The 14,819-nt window shown below is 72.2% G+C and carries 18 protein-coding genes; 12 read left to right on the top strand and 6 right to left on the bottom strand.

The genetic code is table 11. From position 1 onward, the window contains the following. The first annotated feature begins 206 nt into the window (after positions 1–206). Positions 207–1,145: a hypothetical protein gene (locus tag ACWED2_RS08400; protein ID WP_449689870.1), complete on the top strand. Its 939-nt coding sequence runs from the start codon at positions 207–209 to the stop codon at positions 1,143–1,145. Here ACWED2_RS08400 and ACWED2_RS08395 read toward each other — a convergent pair. The 3 genes from ACWED2_RS08395 to ACWED2_RS08385 all read right to left on the bottom strand — a co-directional run bounded on the left by ACWED2_RS08395 (position 1,135) and on the right by ACWED2_RS08385 (position 3,844). After that, a complete protein-coding gene (locus ACWED2_RS08395; RefSeq protein WP_449689773.1) occupies positions 1,135–2,109 on the bottom strand; it encodes a hypothetical protein in 975 nt (324 codons plus the stop codon). The two genes, ACWED2_RS08400 and ACWED2_RS08395, sit on opposite strands and share 11 nt — an antisense overlap. Continuing rightward, positions 2,106–2,603 carry a SigE family RNA polymerase sigma factor gene (locus ACWED2_RS08390; protein WP_449689772.1) on the bottom strand — a complete coding sequence of 166 codons (498 nt, stop codon included), beginning with the start codon at positions 2,601–2,603 and terminating at the stop codon, positions 2,106–2,108. Before ACWED2_RS08390 ends, ACWED2_RS08395 begins: the two co-directional genes overlap by 4 nt. A gap of 68 nt (positions 2,604–2,671) precedes the next feature. After that, positions 2,672–3,844 (bottom strand): phytase, encoded by a 1,173-nt coding sequence (locus ACWED2_RS08385; protein ID WP_449689869.1) that lies wholly within the window; start codon positions 3,842–3,844, stop codon positions 2,672–2,674. A 118-nt stretch (positions 3,845–3,962) separates the two neighbouring features. Here ACWED2_RS08385 and hisF point away from each other — a divergent pair, with 118 nt between their 5' ends. Genes hisF through ACWED2_RS08365 form a run of 4 tightly spaced genes read left to right on the top strand, consistent with a single transcriptional unit; the run spans position 3,963 to position 5,819 of the window. Beyond that, a complete protein-coding gene (hisF, locus tag ACWED2_RS08380; protein WP_449689771.1) occupies positions 3,963–4,736 on the top strand; it encodes an imidazole glycerol phosphate synthase subunit HisF in 774 nt (257 codons plus the stop codon). Continuing rightward, on the top strand, positions 4,733–5,110 hold the full coding sequence (locus tag ACWED2_RS08375) for a hypothetical protein (protein WP_449689770.1): 378 nt from the start codon (positions 4,733–4,735) through the stop codon (positions 5,108–5,110). The genes hisF and ACWED2_RS08375 overlap by 4 nt, the downstream gene beginning before the upstream one ends. Next, entirely contained in the window at positions 5,107–5,469 is a 363-nt protein-coding gene (gene hisI / locus ACWED2_RS08370) for a phosphoribosyl-AMP cyclohydrolase (protein ID WP_449689769.1), read from the top strand. Before ACWED2_RS08375 ends, hisI begins: the two co-directional genes overlap by 4 nt. Beyond that, complete coding sequence (locus ACWED2_RS08365; protein ID WP_449689768.1) at positions 5,466–5,819, top strand: DUF1304 domain-containing protein; 354 nt, start codon at positions 5,466–5,468, stop codon at positions 5,817–5,819. The genes hisI and ACWED2_RS08365 overlap by 4 nt, the downstream gene beginning before the upstream one ends. A 1-nt stretch (position 5,820) precedes the next feature. On the opposite strand, the gene ACWED2_RS08360 is transcribed toward ACWED2_RS08365, so the two are convergent. Together ACWED2_RS08360 and ACWED2_RS08355 are read right to left on the bottom strand one after the other, a co-directional pair. Next, positions 5,821–5,910, bottom strand: a complete 90-nt coding sequence (locus tag ACWED2_RS08360) for a DUF397 domain-containing protein (protein ID WP_449689767.1) — start codon at positions 5,908–5,910, stop codon at positions 5,821–5,823. Between the two features lie 53 nt (positions 5,911–5,963). Then, a complete protein-coding gene (locus tag ACWED2_RS08355; RefSeq protein ID WP_449689766.1) occupies positions 5,964–6,782 on the bottom strand; it encodes a helix-turn-helix domain-containing protein in 819 nt (272 codons plus the stop codon). Between the two features lie 205 nt (positions 6,783–6,987). Here ACWED2_RS08355 and ACWED2_RS08350 point away from each other — a divergent pair, with 205 nt between their 5' ends. Further along, complete coding sequence (locus ACWED2_RS08350; protein WP_449689765.1) at positions 6,988–7,920, top strand: DUF3592 domain-containing protein; 933 nt, start codon at positions 6,988–6,990, stop codon at positions 7,918–7,920. 28 nt (positions 7,921–7,948) lie between these two features. Next, entirely contained in the window at positions 7,949–8,947 is a 999-nt protein-coding gene (locus ACWED2_RS08345) for a hypothetical protein (RefSeq protein ID WP_449689764.1), read from the top strand. Positions 8,948–9,018: 71 nt separating this feature from the next. Here ACWED2_RS08345 and ACWED2_RS08340 read toward each other — a convergent pair whose 3' ends face one another. Beyond that, positions 9,019–9,633 (bottom strand): TetR/AcrR family transcriptional regulator, encoded by a 615-nt coding sequence (locus tag ACWED2_RS08340; protein ID WP_449689763.1) that lies wholly within the window; start codon positions 9,631–9,633, stop codon positions 9,019–9,021. Between the two features lie 95 nt (positions 9,634–9,728). Here ACWED2_RS08340 and ACWED2_RS08335 point away from each other — a divergent pair, with 95 nt between their 5' ends. The 5 genes from ACWED2_RS08335 to trpA all read left to right on the top strand — a co-directional run bounded on the left by ACWED2_RS08335 (position 9,729) and on the right by trpA (position 14,813). Continuing rightward, positions 9,729–11,288, top strand: a complete 1,560-nt coding sequence (locus ACWED2_RS08335; protein WP_449689762.1) for an anthranilate synthase component I — start codon at positions 9,729–9,731, stop codon at positions 11,286–11,288. A gap of 67 nt (positions 11,289–11,355) precedes the next feature. Next, entirely contained in the window at positions 11,356–11,883 is a 528-nt protein-coding gene (locus tag ACWED2_RS08330) for a Trp biosynthesis-associated membrane protein (protein WP_449689868.1), read from the top strand. Between the two features lie 124 nt (positions 11,884–12,007). Beyond that, positions 12,008–12,817, top strand: coding sequence for an indole-3-glycerol phosphate synthase TrpC (gene trpC, locus ACWED2_RS08325; protein WP_091307414.1), 810 nt, complete (start codon positions 12,008–12,010; stop codon positions 12,815–12,817). Further along, positions 12,796–14,025: a tryptophan synthase subunit beta gene (trpB, locus tag ACWED2_RS08320; RefSeq protein WP_449689867.1), complete on the top strand. Its 1,230-nt coding sequence runs from the start codon at positions 12,796–12,798 to the stop codon at positions 14,023–14,025. The genes trpC and trpB overlap by 22 nt, the downstream gene beginning before the upstream one ends. Continuing rightward, the gene (trpA, locus tag ACWED2_RS08315) at positions 14,022–14,813 is read left to right on the top strand and encodes a tryptophan synthase subunit alpha (RefSeq protein ID WP_449689761.1); all 792 of its coding nucleotides are present in this window, start codon (positions 14,022–14,024) and stop codon (positions 14,811–14,813) included. Before trpB ends, trpA begins: the two co-directional genes overlap by 4 nt. Positions 14,814–14,819 lie beyond the last annotated feature (6 nt).

The raw sequence follows: 14,819 nt of genomic DNA, 5'->3' as shown, positions 1-14,819 counted from the left end.
CCACGAGCTCGAGAAGTCAACGCGAATTCCAAACTCTTCGGCCAGGCGCAGCAGACGCGAAGGCTGACCAGCAATGTCTCACCGTAATCGGCCGGGAAAATTGCCTAGGCCTTTTGGCGCCCAAAGCCCACACGCTCGGCCGAAGCGTTTCAAGACCTGATTCTGCAACGCTTTGAATGCTGAATCCCCGCATCCTGGAGGCATCGATGGCGGTCAAGCAGCAAGTCCCGGTCCATCCGCAAGCAGGCTTCTTCGGCGCCGGGCCGTATCCGGCGCGCCGGGCCGCGATCGCCGTCGCCGCGATCGTGGCGGGCTTCGTGCTGACCGCCATCTGGTCGGCGCCGTTCGTCGACTCCGTGATCGGCGACAGCGTCGCGAACGGCCTCCTCGGCTACGACGCCAAGGCCACCCCGATCAGCGGCGTCCTGGCCGGGACGCTCTTCGCGTTCGTCTCCGGCCTCGCGGGCTCCTTCACCGCCTGCAACATCGCCGCGTTCGGCGCGGTCGCGCCGCTGGTCGGCGACCAGACCACCACGAAGCGGAACGCGCTCAAGCCGCTCGGCTGGATCGCCGCCGGCATGCTCACCGTGTCGGTCGTCTACGGCGTCATCGTCGCGCTCGTCGGCACGCGGATGCCGCAGTTCTCCACCGCGAAGACCACCGGACTCTCCCCGCGCAGCATCCAGTCCATGGTCGCCTTCGGCGTCGTCGGCCTGGTCTTCCTGCTGATGGGCCTGATCGCCCTCGGCATCCTCCGCAACCCCTTCGAGGGCTTCACCCGCCGCCACCCCGCCGCCCCGCTGGTGCTGATGGGGGCGCTCATCGGCGGCTTCCTCATCGGACGGCCGTACCCGCTGTTCCGGATCATGTTCCGCGACGCCGCCGAGCAGCACAACGTCCTCTACGGCGCCGCCGCGTTCGCGCTGCAGTCGCTCGGCAACATCGTCGTCATGGCGGTGCTGTTCCTGATCCTCACCTACGCCACGGGCGGGCGCGTGCAGCGCTGGCTGGCCGCGAAGCCGGCGCGGATCGCCACCGTGACCGGTGTGGCGCTGCTCGTCGGCGGCACCTTCACGCTGCTCTACTGGGACGTCCGCGTGCTGGGCAGGCTCGGGATCATCTGGTTCCCGATGATCAACTGGTAGTCCCGAGCCAGCGGTAGTCGGGTGCCGGGTCGAGCTGGACGCCGTTCGCGACGGCGATCAGCTCGGCCTTCGGCCGCGCACCCGACACCCGAAGCCAGCGTCCCGACGGCAGCCGGGTGAAGACCATCGGGTCCCGTCCGGTCGCCGGCGCCACGAAGAAGCCTTCGCCGCCGCGGACGGTCACCGAAAACGCCATGTCCGGAGTGGGCGGGTACGGCCCGGCGGTGACCCGCAGCAGGGGCACCGACGGCCGGGCCGGGTCGGCCGCGGTCAGCTCGGTACTGCCGTCGTCCGGCCTGGCGCCCTTCACCACGGTCGAACGCTCGGCCAGCCCCGGCGGCAGCGGACCGAACCGCAGCTCGCCGTGGACGCCGACCGGGGCGGCGGCGACCGAGTCGGCGACCTGCTGGGCGATCGCGCGGGCGTCCGGGACCCCGAGGACCTGCACGACCAGCACGTGCCGGTCGTCGGCCAGCCAGGTGAGCTCCGCGGTGCCGCCGGAGCCGGTGAGCATGGCGACCCGGCCGTGCACCAGGGCCTGGTCCTTGAGCGACGCGATCTTCAGCGCGGTCTGCGACCACTCGGGGTCGGCGGTGGAGTACGCCGTCAGCGTGACCTCGGCCGCACCGGCCGTCCACTGCCGCACCTGCGGGGTGATCCCGGGGCCGCCTTCGCGGTACTTCTCGGTGAAGCCCGCGGGCAGCCACTCCAGGCTGTAGGCCAGCACCGGGCGGCCCGCGGCGGGCGCCAGGTCCGGCCGGGTCAGCAGCTGCACCCCCGCGAAGGCGCCGACGACGAGCACGACCACCGCGGCGGCGACGAGGGCCAGCCGGTTCGACGGCCGCCGCTTCCGCCCGGCGCGGGCGAGGGCCTCGTGCACCGCCCGCCCGTCCGGGGCGCGGGTGGCGAGGCGGTCCAGGCTCTCCCGGATCAGCGTCTCGGTCTCGTGCTCGGTGCGCGTCATTCGGGAGCTCCGGTGGTGATGGACATCGGGTGCGGGGCCTGGCGCAGGGTGGCCAGGGCCCGCGAGATCTGGCTGCGCACGGTCGAGACGCCGCACCGCAGGACCGCGGCGATCTCGGCGTCGGAGTAGCTCTCGTAGTACCGCAGCACGACGGCCGCGCGCTGCTTGCGCGGCAGCGTGGCGAGCAGGCCGAGCATGGCGTCCCGCTCGTCGTAGGCGGCCGACGGGTCGGGTTCGGGCGGGCCGAGCGCGTCGAGGACGTCGTGGCTGCTGGCCACCATCCGCCGCACCGCGCGCCGCCGCCACGAGACGTACTCGTTGGTGATCATCCGCCGCACGTAGGTCGGCGGCGCGTCGATACCGTCCCACCGCTGCTGGGCGCGCAGGAGCACGTCCTGGACGACGTCCTGCGCCAGGTGCGGGTCGTTCGTCAGGACGGTGGCGTACCGGAGCAGCCCGTCCAGCCGCTCCGCCACGAACTCTTCGAAGGTCACACGCGTCCTCTCGGTCACCTCTCTGGACGCGCGAGGGGGCCGTGCCGCTGCACGGCGGCCGGAAGTTTTCACCGGGGCAGGACGTCCTCCAGCCGGACGAAGGCGAAACCGGTGGTCGGGAGGCCGCCCGCCGCGGGGCGGCGCTCGCCGTCGTGGACCACCAGGAGGCCGTGCGGGAAGCGGTGGCCGAGGGAGGCCGTGCTGATCGACGAGCCGTCGGAGTGCTCGACCGAATCCGTGCCGCGGCCCGCCACGATCCGCAGGTCACGGACGCGCTTGCCGTACACGACGAACCGCGAGTCGCCCTGGCTGGAGGCGAACAACGTGCCGTTCGCCAGGGCCAGGCCTTCCGCGTCGGCCGTCAGCCAGTGGCCGCCGAAGCCGGGGTCGGGGCCGTCCGGGACGCACTCCCCGGCGGCCGCGTCCCAGCGCGCGGGGACGCCGAAGGAGCGCACGCGGTCGAGCAGCTCGGGCCGCCCGAAGCCCGACGGCGACAGCGGGATCCGCCAGATCCCGACGTCCTCCTGGGCGGTGTAGAGCACGCGGCCGTCGAGCACCGAGCCCTCCAGCTGCGGCCGTTCGCCGGGCTCCTCGCACGGCGACCACGTGGTCCCGTCCGGCAGGCGGAACTCCGAGGGCAGGTCCACGGTGGCGATCGGCGCGGTGGCAACCGAGCCGTCCGGCCGGTCGACCAGCCGCAGCAGCGCCACGCGCGTCTCGTGCCGCCGGGTCACCGCGACCCACCGGACGCCGGTGCGCGGGTCCCGGCCCGCGGCCAGGCCGTAGGCGGTCCGCTGCTCGTCCACTTCGGACTCCGACGCGGAGAACACCGGCGCGGCGGCGGGATCGGTGACGTCCCGCAGCACGTGCGCGCCGGCGGCCGCGCCCGCGGGGTCGATCCGGTAGACGCGGACGCGGTCCCGGCCCCGGTCGCTGACCACGGCCAGGTCGCCGACGACGTCGACGTTGTTGAACCGCCCGCCCGGCCCGGCGGGCACCGGCTGCAGGGTTCGCGCGCCCAGGTCGAACGCGGCCAGGCCGCCCTTCTTGAGGGTCCCGAGGACGACGCTGCGTCCGGGATCGCGCGGGTGCACCCAGATGGCGGGATCGTCGGCATCGGCGTCGGCCGGGGAGGCGCCGGGGTCGTCGACGAACGCCTGGGTCTGCAGGACGGGCGCCGGATCGCGGGGAGCGGCCGAAGCGGGGACGGCGGCCGGCAGGGTGACGGCGGCCACGACCACCGGGAGGAGTCTGCGCACGCGCGGAAACTAGCCGGATCGGGTGGCCGGAGCGTGAACGGCGGATGCCCGGACCGTGCCATTCGCAGAGGTCCGGAGCCCCTTGACTACGCTGGTGGCCATGTCTGTCGCGGTGCGGGTGATCCCCTGTCTCGACGTCGACGCGGGCCGGGTCGTGAAGGGTGTCAACTTCGCCGGCCTCCGCGACGCCGGTGACCCCGTCGAGCTGGCCCGGCGCTACGACGCCGAGGGCGCCGACGAGCTCACCTTCCTCGACGTCACGGCCTCCTCGGGCGACCGTGAGACCACCTACGACGTCGTCCGCCGGACCGCCGAGCAGGTCTTCATCCCGCTCACCGTCGGCGGCGGGGTGCGCAGCAACGACGACGTCAACCGGCTGCTGCGCACCGGCGCCGACAAGGTCAGCATCAACACCGCCGCCATCGCGCGGCCCGAGTTCCTCAGCGAGGCGTCGAGACGGTTCGGCGCCCAGTGCATCGTGCTGTCCGTCGACGCCCGGCGCGTGCCCGAGGGCGGCGAGCCGACCGCGTCGGGCTTCGAGGTCACCACCCACGGCGGCCGCCGCGGCACCGGGATCGACGCCGTCGAGTGGGCCGCCCGCGGCGAGGAGCTCGGGGTCGGGGAGATCCTGCTCAACTCGATGGACGCCGACGGCACCAAGAACGGCTTCGACCTCGAGCTCATCGGGCTCGTGCGCAAGGCCGTGCGCGTCCCGGTGATCGCCAGCGGGGGAGCGGGCGCGGTCGAGCACTTCCTGCCCGCGGTGCGGACCGGGGCCGACGCCGTGCTCGCCGCCAGCGTGTTCCACTTCGGACAGCTGAAGATCGGGGACGTCAAGAGCGCCCTGCGCGAAGGCGGGGTCGAGGTCCGGTGAAGTCCTGGCAGGCACCCGTCGAGGTGAAAGTCGTCGCGGGGCTCATGGTCGGGCTGCCCGTCGCGTGGGCGCTGCTCGACCTGATCCCGGTGCTGAGCGCCGGGGCGAGCCTGGCCATCTACCGGATGCCCGCGCTCGCGCTGATCCTCGGCGGCGTCGTCACCACCGGGCTCGTGCTGAAGATGGGCAGCGCGCGGATCGGCGGCCTGGTCGTCGCCGTGGTGTTCGCGGTGCTGCACGCGTTCCTCCTGCTCGGCGCCGAGCTGTGGTTCAACAAGCTGTTCTCCGGCCTTTCCTTCGTCGGCTACGCCTACGCGTTCGTCCTGCTGAACTCGATGCCGCTCAAGCGGCACATCCTGGGAGCCACCGCATGACCCTGGACGCGACCGTCTCGGCGCGCCTCAAGCGCAACGCCGACGGCCTGATCGCCGCGGTCGTCGTCGAGCACGCCACCTCGGACGTGCTGATGATGGCCTGGATGAACGACGACGCCCTCGCGGCGACGCTGGCCACCCGCCGCGGCACATATTGGTCGCGCAGCCGGCGGAAGCTGTGGGTCAAGGGCGAGACGTCCGGGCACTACCAGCACGTCCGCGAGGTGCGCATCGACTGCGACGGCGATACTGTCCTGCTGCGCGTCGACCAGACCGGCCCGGCCTGTCACACCGGCACGCACACCTGTTTCGACACCGAGGAACGCCTCCTCCTGGCGGATGAGAAAGAGCACGCGTGACCATCGTCGCCGACATCCTGGTCGGGCTCGTCGCCCTGATCCACGTCTACATCCTCGTCCTCGAGATGTTCCTCTGGACGTCACCCCGAGCGCGCGCCGGCTTCGGCACGACGAAGGAATTCGCGGAGGAGACCAAGACCCTCGCCGCGAACCAGGGACTCTACAACGGCTTCCTGGCCCTCGCGCTGGTGTGGGGGCTCGTCGCCGGTGAGTTCCAGCTCCAGCTGTACGGCCTCGTCTGCGTGATCATCGCGGGTCTCTACGGCGCCGCGACGGCCAGCAAGCGGATCCTGTTCGTGCAGGTGGTGCCGGGCGCGCTGGCGCTCATCGCGCTGCTGCTCGCGCGGTAGGTCAGCGCAGCCGGTCGAGGACGGAACGCCAGGCCCGCGCGGAGACGGTCAGCTGACCGGCCCGCCGGGCCTTGGTGTCCCGCACGCCCACCCACGCTTGCCCACGATCTGAGCCTTTGCCACGGATCATGTGGTCGCCTCGTGTCAGTGCGCAGTTTCTTCGAGCAGTTGCCGGGCGGCAGCTTCGCTCAACGCTCGTTTGCCGAGCAACTTCGCGGCTCGCTGATAGCCGAGGGTTTGCTCGCTTTCGTGGAGAAAAGCGCATGACTTGATGCTTTCCGCCAAGATGATCGGAGGCGAGCTGGTGAACTCATAGATTTCGAATGGCCCCACCAGACCGGGATGGTAACCGGTTCCGGCCGGGACGATGTGCACGGAAACATTCGCGCGCTGCGCCATGGCGAGCAGGTAATCGGCTTGATCGGACATGATGTCCGGGTTGCCGATGCTCTCACGGAGCGCCCACTCGCCGATCAGGGCATGCAGGGCAACCGGTTCTCGCCGGGTGAGGATCGATTGCCGCTGGAGCCTGATGCGCAGGCGCTTGTCGGCTTCCTCGATCGGGACCGAAGAAGCCTCCATGATCGCCCGGATGTAGTCGGGCGTTTGCAGGAGCCCCGGAATGAGCAAGGGCGACCATGTGGTGATCTTGGTGGCGGCCTTCTCGAATGTCAGCAATCCGGTGAGGGCGCTGCTCGAAGCAAGCCAGTTGGGTTCGCGGGCGTTTCGGGCGAGGGTGCGGATCCGGTCCCGCTTCTCCCCGGTGACACCCAGCAGGGCAAGAATCGCCGACACATCCTCGACGCTCGGCAGGCGATGGCCTTTCTCCCACACCGACAGTAGCTGCGGGAGGATCCCCAGCATATCCGCGAGGACGCGTAGACCGACATTCCGCGATTCGCGTTCTTCGCGCAGTAAAACGGCGAGAGTTCTTGCGGCGGGTCCGGAAGACGTTGGCTTCATGAGCTGATAATGCGAGCTTAGTCGATACCTCGAATGCGTGAATGGTGTCCACGAATTGCGACGAACCGGCATCCGGGTGATGGTGCCTGCTTCGCGCCGCTAAGCTCGGCTGGTGGATCCCCTGCGCAGCCTCGTCCGGAGCCGGGAGAGGTGGGTGGCCGTCGCTGCGGCGGGCTCGTCCGTTTCCGGGTTTTTCGTGGTGGCCGTGGCGGTTTTCCGCCCGGGCGACGTTTCTCCCCTGATTGTCGTTTTCGCGGTATCGCTCGGCTTCGCGGGGCTCGGCGCCTGGCGCCTGCGGGTGCTCGGCCGCCGGATCCGGGGCACCGCGAGCGAACACGGCTTCGGGGCGTGGCTGCCGCCGCCGGCCACCGCCGACCACGATCCGCGGATCGACTTCGACGTCGAAACCGGGCGGGTGCGCCGGACCGCCCGGCGCGCCGCGGCGTCGATCCTGATCTGGGTCGCGCTGGTCGCGAGCGGGCTCACCGGGCTGAAGATGCTCGACACCGCCGCCGACGAGCTCCTCGCGACCGGGGACCGGGTGCCCGGCGTGGTGCTGTCCGTGTACCGCCCGACCAAGGGCACGCCGTCGATGCAGGTGCGCTACGGCAGCCGGACCGCGAAGATCGAGCTCGGCTCCGGGCACCGTTACCAGGTCGGGGAGCCGGTCACCGTCGTCGTCGATCCCGCCGATCCGGACCACGTGCGCACCACCGAAGAGGAGAACGAGAACCAGTTCGTCTTCCTCCTCTGCGTCGCGGGGGTGCTGTTCGGCTTCGCCGGGACGCCGTTCGCCCTCGGGGCCGCGGTCGGGTGGCGGCGCCGGGCCCGCGCGGTCGCGGTCACCGGATGGCGGGTCGCCACCGTCGACGTCGTGCCCGACCGCTCCGCCGGCCGCCGGAAGCGGCCGCCCACCATCCGCGTCCGCTATTCCGACGGCACCGGGATCGGGTTGCGCGCGCTGCCTTCGTCGCACGGCGCCAAGGCGCTGGCCGACTTCACCGACCGGCTCGCGTGGGTCGGCGGCTGGGGGCGGGAGATGGTCGTCCTCTTCCCGAACGGCCCGCGCAGGCCGGGACCGTACGCGGTGCCCGCGGCCGCGAAAGCGCCCCGCTCGGTGGGCGGAAGCCGCCGGTGACCTGGCGATCAGCGGCTAAACTCCGCTGATGGAGCTGCGGCGGGGATGGCTCGTGCTGACGGTGGCCGCCGCGCTCGTCTTCCTGTTCTTCGGCGCGGGCACGACGTACTCGCTGCTGACCCCGGGATACGACTTCGCGGACGGCGAACTCCTCGGCGAGGCCGTCATCCTGACCGGCACCCTGGCTCTCGCCGCGTTCGGCGTGCACCGCCTGCACGCTCCCGACCACCGGCGGCTCGCCGCGGTGCCGGACTTCGGCGCCTGGCTGCCCACGCGCGAGGGCTCCCACGGCGAGGGCCGGGTCGACCTCGCCGCCCAGACCGCCCGGCTGCGCCGGACCGCCCGCCGGGCGGCCGCGATCGCCGCCGCCTGGGCCGTGCTGTTCGCGGGCGGCCTCGCCGCCGTGATGGCGGCCGAGCAGGCGGCGGCGAACCTCCTGGCCACCGGCGTCCGCGTCGAAGGCTCGGTGGTCGCCGTCCACGACCGGGCCCGCGGCACGCCGACGATCGAGGTGCGTTACGAGGCCCAGGGCGCCTCCCGGGTGGCGGAGATCGCCCGTGACTCCGGGCGCGAGTACCACGACGGCGATCCGGTGACCGTCGTCCACGATCCCGCCGACCCGGCGCACGTCCGCACCACCGAAGAAGCGAACGACGACCGGGTTCTCGAGGGCTTCGGCGTCGTGTTCCTGGTGGCCGGCTTCATCGGGCTCCCCCTGGCGGCGTCCGTGGCGCTGGGCTGGTGGCGCCGGGCCCGCGCGGTCGCGGCCACCGGGTGGCGGATCGCGACGGTGAGCGTCGTGCCGCAGGTCCGGCGCGCGGTGGAGATCGAGGCTCGCTACCGCGACGGCAGCGGCATCGAGCTGCGGTGCGCGCCGTCGCTGCACCGCCCGGACGCTGTGGTCCGCCGCCGCGCGTGGATCGGCGGCTGGGGACGGCAGATGGTCGTCCTGTTCCCGTACGGCCCGGATCGGCCCGGCCCGCACTGCGTCCCGGTGTACGCACTCGGTCCGCGGGCCCTACGCTGAACTGTCACACGGCGGTGACACTTAGCGACAGGGTGCGCGCACGGCCACCGCGGGACCGGGGAGCGGCTGCTTCAGCCGATGTCGCCGGTGAGGTAGCGCTGCAGGTTCGGCGCGATCGCCCGCACCAGGACCTCGACGTCCTCGGTGGCCAGCGGCTCGAACTTCGCGACGTACCGGACCATGCCCAGGCCCACCATCTGGGTCGCGCACAGGTTCATCCGCAGCGGGATGCGGTCCGAGCCGATCGAGGAGATCAGCCCGCTGAAGAACTTCTGGAAGAAGTCGCGCAGCACGTGCCCGGCCTGCTCGTGGCCGGTGATGCTGCGGATCAGCGCCACGAACTGGCCGCCGCCCGCGCTGTCCCAGCGGGTGACGAAGGTGCGGACGATCCGCTCGCCCAGCTCGTCGTCGGGGCCGTGGCGCAGGACCTTCTGCAGTTCCATCGGGTCGAACGGGAGCTCGAGGACGGCCTGGGCGAACAGGCCCTCCTTGCTGCCGAACCAGTGGTTGACCATGGCCGCGTCGACGCCCGCGCGGGTGGCGATCGCGCGCACGGTCGCCCCGTCGTAGCCGGTTTCGGCGAACACGGCCCGCGCGGCTTCGACCAGTGCCGTGCGGGTGTCCTGGCCGGCGGGCCGCCGCCCGCGGCGGCGGGCCGTAGTCTCGGTGTTGTCGGTGGTGCTCACGGCTCCATCATGACGCACGGACCCGTGGAATTCAATGAACGTTGAATTTGGCACCCGGCGTCGGCGGGTGCCAGGGGACCGGCACAATGAGGGTCATGGTCAGCGCATCCGCCGGTTCGACCGGTCCCGGCACGGTCAGCCCGTCCCGCGAGGACTTCCGAGCCCTCGCCGAGAGCCGCCGCGTGATCCCGGTCGTGCGCCGGGTCCTCGCCGACGGCGAGACGCCGATCGGGGTGTACCGCAAGCTCGCCGCCGACCGGCCCGGCACGTTCCTGTTCGAGTCGGCCGAGAACGGCGCGTCCTGGACCCGCTGGTCGTTCATCGGCGTCCGCAGCCCGGCGGCGCTCACCGTCCGCGACGGCGAAGCGGTCTGGACCGGCACCCCGCCGGTCGGCCTGCCGAATGAAGGCAACCCGCTGCAGGTCCTGCGCGAGACCATCGAAGCCCTGCACACCGAGCCGCTGCCCGGCCTGCCCCCGCTGACCGGCGGCATGGTCGGCTACATCGGCTACGACGCCGTGCGCTGGCTGGAAAAGCTGCCCGAGCTGGCCGAGCGCGACCTCGACGTGCCCGAGCTGACCATGCTCCTGGCCACCGACCTGGCCGCGTTCGACCACCACGAGGGCACGGTCACGCTCATCGCGAACGCCGTCAACTGGGACGACTCGCCCGAGCGCGTGGACGCGGCCTACGACGACGCCGTCGCCCGCCTCTCCGCGATGACCGAGCAGCTGCAGGTGGCCGCGCCCGCCACCGTCGCCGCGTTCGACCGGCCCGCGCCGGAATTCACCCGGAAGCGGTCGAAGGCGGACTTCCACGCGGCCGTGGAGAAGGCCGTCGAGGCGATCAAGGCCGGCGAAGCGTTCCAGATCGTGCCGTCGCAACGGTTCGAGATCCCGACCGCGGCCGACGCGATCGACATCTACCGCGTGCTGCGGACGTCCAACCCGAGCCCGTACATGTACCTGCTGCGGCTGGAGGGCTTCGACATCGTCGGCTCCAGCCCCGAATCGCTGGTCACGGTGCGGGACGGCCGCGCGACCACGCACCCGATCGCGGGCACCCGCTGGCGCGGCGCGGACCCGGAGGAGGACGCCCAGCTGGCCAAGGACCTCCTGGCCGACGAGAAGGAGCGCGCGGAGCACCTGATGCTCGTCGACCTCGGCCGCAACGACCTGGGCAAGGTCTGCAAGCCCGGCACTGTGCGCGTGGTCGACTTCTTCCAGATCGAGCGCTACAGCCACGTCATGCACATCGTGTCCACCGTCACCGGCGAACTGGCGGAGGGCAAGACGGCGTTCGACGCGGTCACGGCCTGCTTCCCGGCCGGGACGCTCTCCGGCGCGCCGAAGGTCCGCGCGATGGAGCTGATCGAGGAGCTCGAGCCGGTCCGCCGCGCGCTCTACGGCGGGGTCGTCGGCTACCTCGACTTCGCCGGCGACGCCGACACCGCGATCGCGATCCGCACGGCCCTGGTGAAGGACGGCATCGCGCACGTCCAGGCCGGCGGCGGGGTGGTCGCCGACTCGGTGCCGGACTACGAGGACACCGAATCGCTGAACAAGGCCCGGACCGTGCTCTCGGCCGTGGCCGCCGCGCAGACGATGGTGGCGGCGGGCGCCCTCGACCCGGCCGCGGACGCCGCTCATGTCTGACACGCCGGGCGCTCCCTCACCGGCCGTGGATGCTCCGGCGGCGACGGCGTCGAAGCGTCCACTGTGGATGATCGTGGTCGCGCTCCTGCTGGCCGCGCTGGCCCTGTGGGGTGCGTCACGCCTGACCTGGTTCGCCGAGTTCCGCGACGGCGGCGTCCGGGGGACCGTCCTGTACCGCGAGACCGGCGAGCAGCGGGCGACCGCGCTCGTGCCGCTGGCGCTGCTGGCGCTGGCCGGCGTGGCCGGGCTGGTGGCCACCGGCGGCTGGGCGCGGCGGGTGCTCGGCGTCGTGCTGGCGCTGGCCGGCGTGGCGGCGGCCTGGCTCGGCGTCGCCGGGGTCCGGTTCTCCGGCTACGCCGACGGCCTGCCGGTCACCCAGCTGCTGCTGGGCCGCGGGCTCGCCGTGGTCGCGGGAATTCTCCTCGCCGCGGGCGGGTTGGCAGCTCTCAAGGGCGCGGGCCGGGCCACCCGGCTCGGGGCGAAGTACGCGGCCCCGGCCACCCGGAAAACGGTCCGTGACCCCGACGTCCAGCTGTGGGACGCGCTGTCCGGCGGGGAAGACCCCACGGACGTCCGGGGCAGGCATTCGGAGTAACGCGCACACCCGGAACCGGGCGGCTCGGATGCGGGGGTTAGCATCGTTTCGGCGGGAAGGGGAAGGTTTTTGTGAGCGACCTTGCGAGTGAATCCGTGAGCACGCGCCCTGGTGGGGGCGCCCGGTGAGCGTGCTCGAAGACATCGTCGCCGGCGTGCGGGAAGATCTCGCCGTGCGGGAATCCGCGCTGCCGTTCGACGAACTGAAGATCCGCGCGGCCGCCGCCCCGGCGCCCCGTGACGTGATGGCCGCCTTGCGCGAGTCCGGCATCGGCGTGATCGCCGAAGTCAAGCGGCGCAGCCCTTCGAAGGGTGAGCTGGCCGACATCCCCGACCCGGCCGCGCTGGCGAAGGACTACGAAGCCGGCGGGGCGCGCGTGATCAGCGTGCTCACCGAGCAGCGCCGCTTCGGCGGCTCGCTGGCCGACCTGGACGCGGTCCGCGCCGCGGTGGACATCCCCATCCTGCGCAAGGACTTCGTCGTCAGCCCCTACCAGGTGCACGAGGCCCGCCTGCACGGCGCCGACATGGTGCTGCTGATCGTCGCCGCGCTGGAGCAGAACGCGCTCGTCGCGCTGCTCGACCGCGTCGAGTCGCTCGGCATGACCGCGCTGGTGGAGATCCACAACGCCGAGGAGGCCGACCGCGCGCTCGAAGCGGGTGCCAAGGTCATCGGCGTCAACGCGCGCAACCTGCACACCCTCGAGGTCGACCGGGACGTCTTCTCGCGGCTGGCCCCCGGCCTGCCGATGGACGTCTACAAGGTCGCCGAATCCGGTGTCCGCGGCCCGGGCGACCTGATGTCCTACGCCGGCCACGGCGCCGACGCGGTGCTGGTCGGCGAGGGCCTCGTTGCCTCCGGCGACCCGAAGGGCGCCCTGGTCAAGCTGGTCACCGCCGGATCCCACCCCGCCTGCCCGAGGCCGTCCCGGTGACCGCAGAGCACGACAAGCACGACCCGGACGAGCGGGGCTACTACGGCCCGTACGGCGGGCGGTTCATGCCGGAGGCGCTGATCGGCGTCGTCGACGAGGTCGCCACCGAGTACGACAAGGCCCGCCACGACCCGGACTTCCTCAACGAGTTCAACCGCCTGCTGCGCGAGTACGCGGGCCGTCCGTCGCTGCTCACCGAGGCCAAGCGCTTCGGCGAGCACGCCGGCGGCGCGCGGGTGTTCCTCAAGCGCGAGGACCTGAACCACACCGGCTCCCACAAGATCAACAACGTGCTGGGCCAGGCGCTGCTCACCAAGCGGATGGGCAAGAAGCGCGTGATCGCCGAGACCGGCGCGGGCCAGCACGGCGTCGCGACGGCCACCGCGTGCGCGCTGCTCGACCTCGACTGCGTCGTCTACATGGGCGAGGTCGACACCGAGCGCCAGGCGCTGAACGTGGCCCGCATGCGCCTGCTCGGCGCCGAGGTGATCCCGGTCAAGACCGGCTCGCGGACGCTGAAGGACGCGATCAACGAGGCGCTGCGCGACTGGGTCACCAACGCCGACACCACGCACTACCTGTTCGGCACGGCCGCCGGGCCGGCGCCGTTCCCCACGATGGTGCGCAACTTCCACCACGTCATCGGCACCGAGGCCCGCGAGCAGATCCTCGAGCAGGCCGGGCGCCTGCCCGACGTCGTCGCGGCCTGCGTCGGCGGCGGGTCGAACGCCATCGGCATCTTCTCCGGCTTCTACGACGACCCGTCCGTGCGGCTGGTCGGCCTGGAGCCGGGCGGCGAAGGCATCGAGGGCAACCGCCACGGCGCGACCCTGACCAAGGGCACCCCGGGCAACCTGCACGGCGCGATGACGTACCTGCTGCAGGACGAGGACGGCCAGACGGTCGAGTCGCACTCGATCTCGGCCGGGCTCGACTACCCGGGCGTCGGTCCCGAGCACGCGTGGCTCAAGGACACCGGCCGCGCCGAGTACCGCCCGGTCACCGACGCCGAGGCGATGGACGCGTTCAAGCTGCTGTCCCGCACCGAGGGCATCATCCCGGCGATCGAGTCGGCGCACGCGCTGGCCGGCGCGCTGGAGCTGGGCCGCGAGCTGGGCCCGGACGGGCTGATCGTGGTCAACCTCTCCGGCCGCGGCGACAAGGACATGGACACGGCGGCCAAGTGGTTCGGACTGGTGAACGGATGAGCGGGCTGGACGACCTCTTCGCGACGACCCGCGCGGAGGGCCGCGGCGCGCTGATCGGCTACCTCCCGGCCGGGTTCCCCACGGTCGAGGGCTCGAAGGACCTCATCGCGGCGTGCGTCGACGGCGGCGCGGACCTCATCGAGGTCGGCGTCCCGTATTCGGACCCGGTGATGGACGGCCCGACCATCCAGGCCGCCTCGGTGACCGCGCTGGACAACGGCTTCCGCCTCAAGCACCTGTTCGAGGTGGTCGAGTCGGTGTCTTCGCGGGGTGGCCGCGCGGTCGTGATGACGTACTGGAACCCGGTGAACCGCTACGGCGTGGACCGCTTCGCGCGCGACCTCGCCTCGGCGGGCGGGCTGGGCCTGATCACGCCGGACCTGATCCCGGACGAGGCTGCTTCTTGGATGACGGCCTCGAAGGAACACGGCCTGGACCGCACGTTCCTGGTGGCGCCCTCGTCTTCGGAGGAGCGGCTCGCCCTCACGGCGGCGGCCTCGTCGGGCTTCATCTACGCGACCGCGGTGATGGGCGTGACGGGCGCGCGCGACCGGGTCGGCGCGGGCGCCGAGGAGCTGGTCCGCCGCACGCGAGCGCACACCTCGCTCCCCATCGGCGTGGGGCTGGGCGTGCGATCGGGCGACCAGGCGGCCGAGGTGGCCTCGTTCGCGGACGCGGTGATCGTGGGTTCGGCACTGGTCACGGCGGCGGCCGAGGGGCCGGCCGGGGTGCGTGCCCTGTCGGCCGAGCTGGCCGACGGCGTGCGCCGGGCGGTCGCGACCGCTTGACCTGGA

It is taken from the genome of Amycolatopsis sp. NPDC005003 (assembly GCF_053600695.1).
Note: the sequence above shows the minus strand (reverse complement) of the source record. Positions and strands in the feature narration are given on the sequence as shown.

Bases quoted from the DNA above. Each gene is read 5' to 3' on its own strand.
- ACWED2_RS08400 (WP_449689870.1), top strand. From the start codon at position 207: ATGGCGGTCAAGCAGCAAGTCCCGGTCCATCCGCAAGCAGGCTTCTTC.
- ACWED2_RS08335 (WP_449689762.1), top strand. From the start codon at position 9,729: ATGGTCAGCGCATCCGCCGGTTCGACCGGTCCCGGCACGGTCAGCCCG.
- ACWED2_RS08355 (WP_449689766.1), bottom strand. From the start codon at position 6,782: ATGAAGCCAACGTCTTCCGGACCCGCCGCAAGAACTCTCGCCGTTTTA.
- hisF (WP_449689771.1), top strand. From the start codon at position 3,963: ATGTCTGTCGCGGTGCGGGTGATCCCCTGTCTCGACGTCGACGCGGGC.
- ACWED2_RS08345 (WP_449689764.1), top strand. From the start codon at position 7,949: ATGGAGCTGCGGCGGGGATGGCTCGTGCTGACGGTGGCCGCCGCGCTC.
- hisI (WP_449689769.1), top strand. From the start codon at position 5,107: ATGACCCTGGACGCGACCGTCTCGGCGCGCCTCAAGCGCAACGCCGAC.
- ACWED2_RS08330 (WP_449689868.1), top strand. From the start codon at position 11,356: ATGATCGTGGTCGCGCTCCTGCTGGCCGCGCTGGCCCTGTGGGGTGCG.
- trpA (WP_449689761.1), top strand. From the start codon at position 14,022: ATGAGCGGGCTGGACGACCTCTTCGCGACGACCCGCGCGGAGGGCCGC.
- ACWED2_RS08395 (WP_449689773.1), bottom strand. From the start codon at position 2,109: ATGACGCGCACCGAGCACGAGACCGAGACGCTGATCCGGGAGAGCCTG.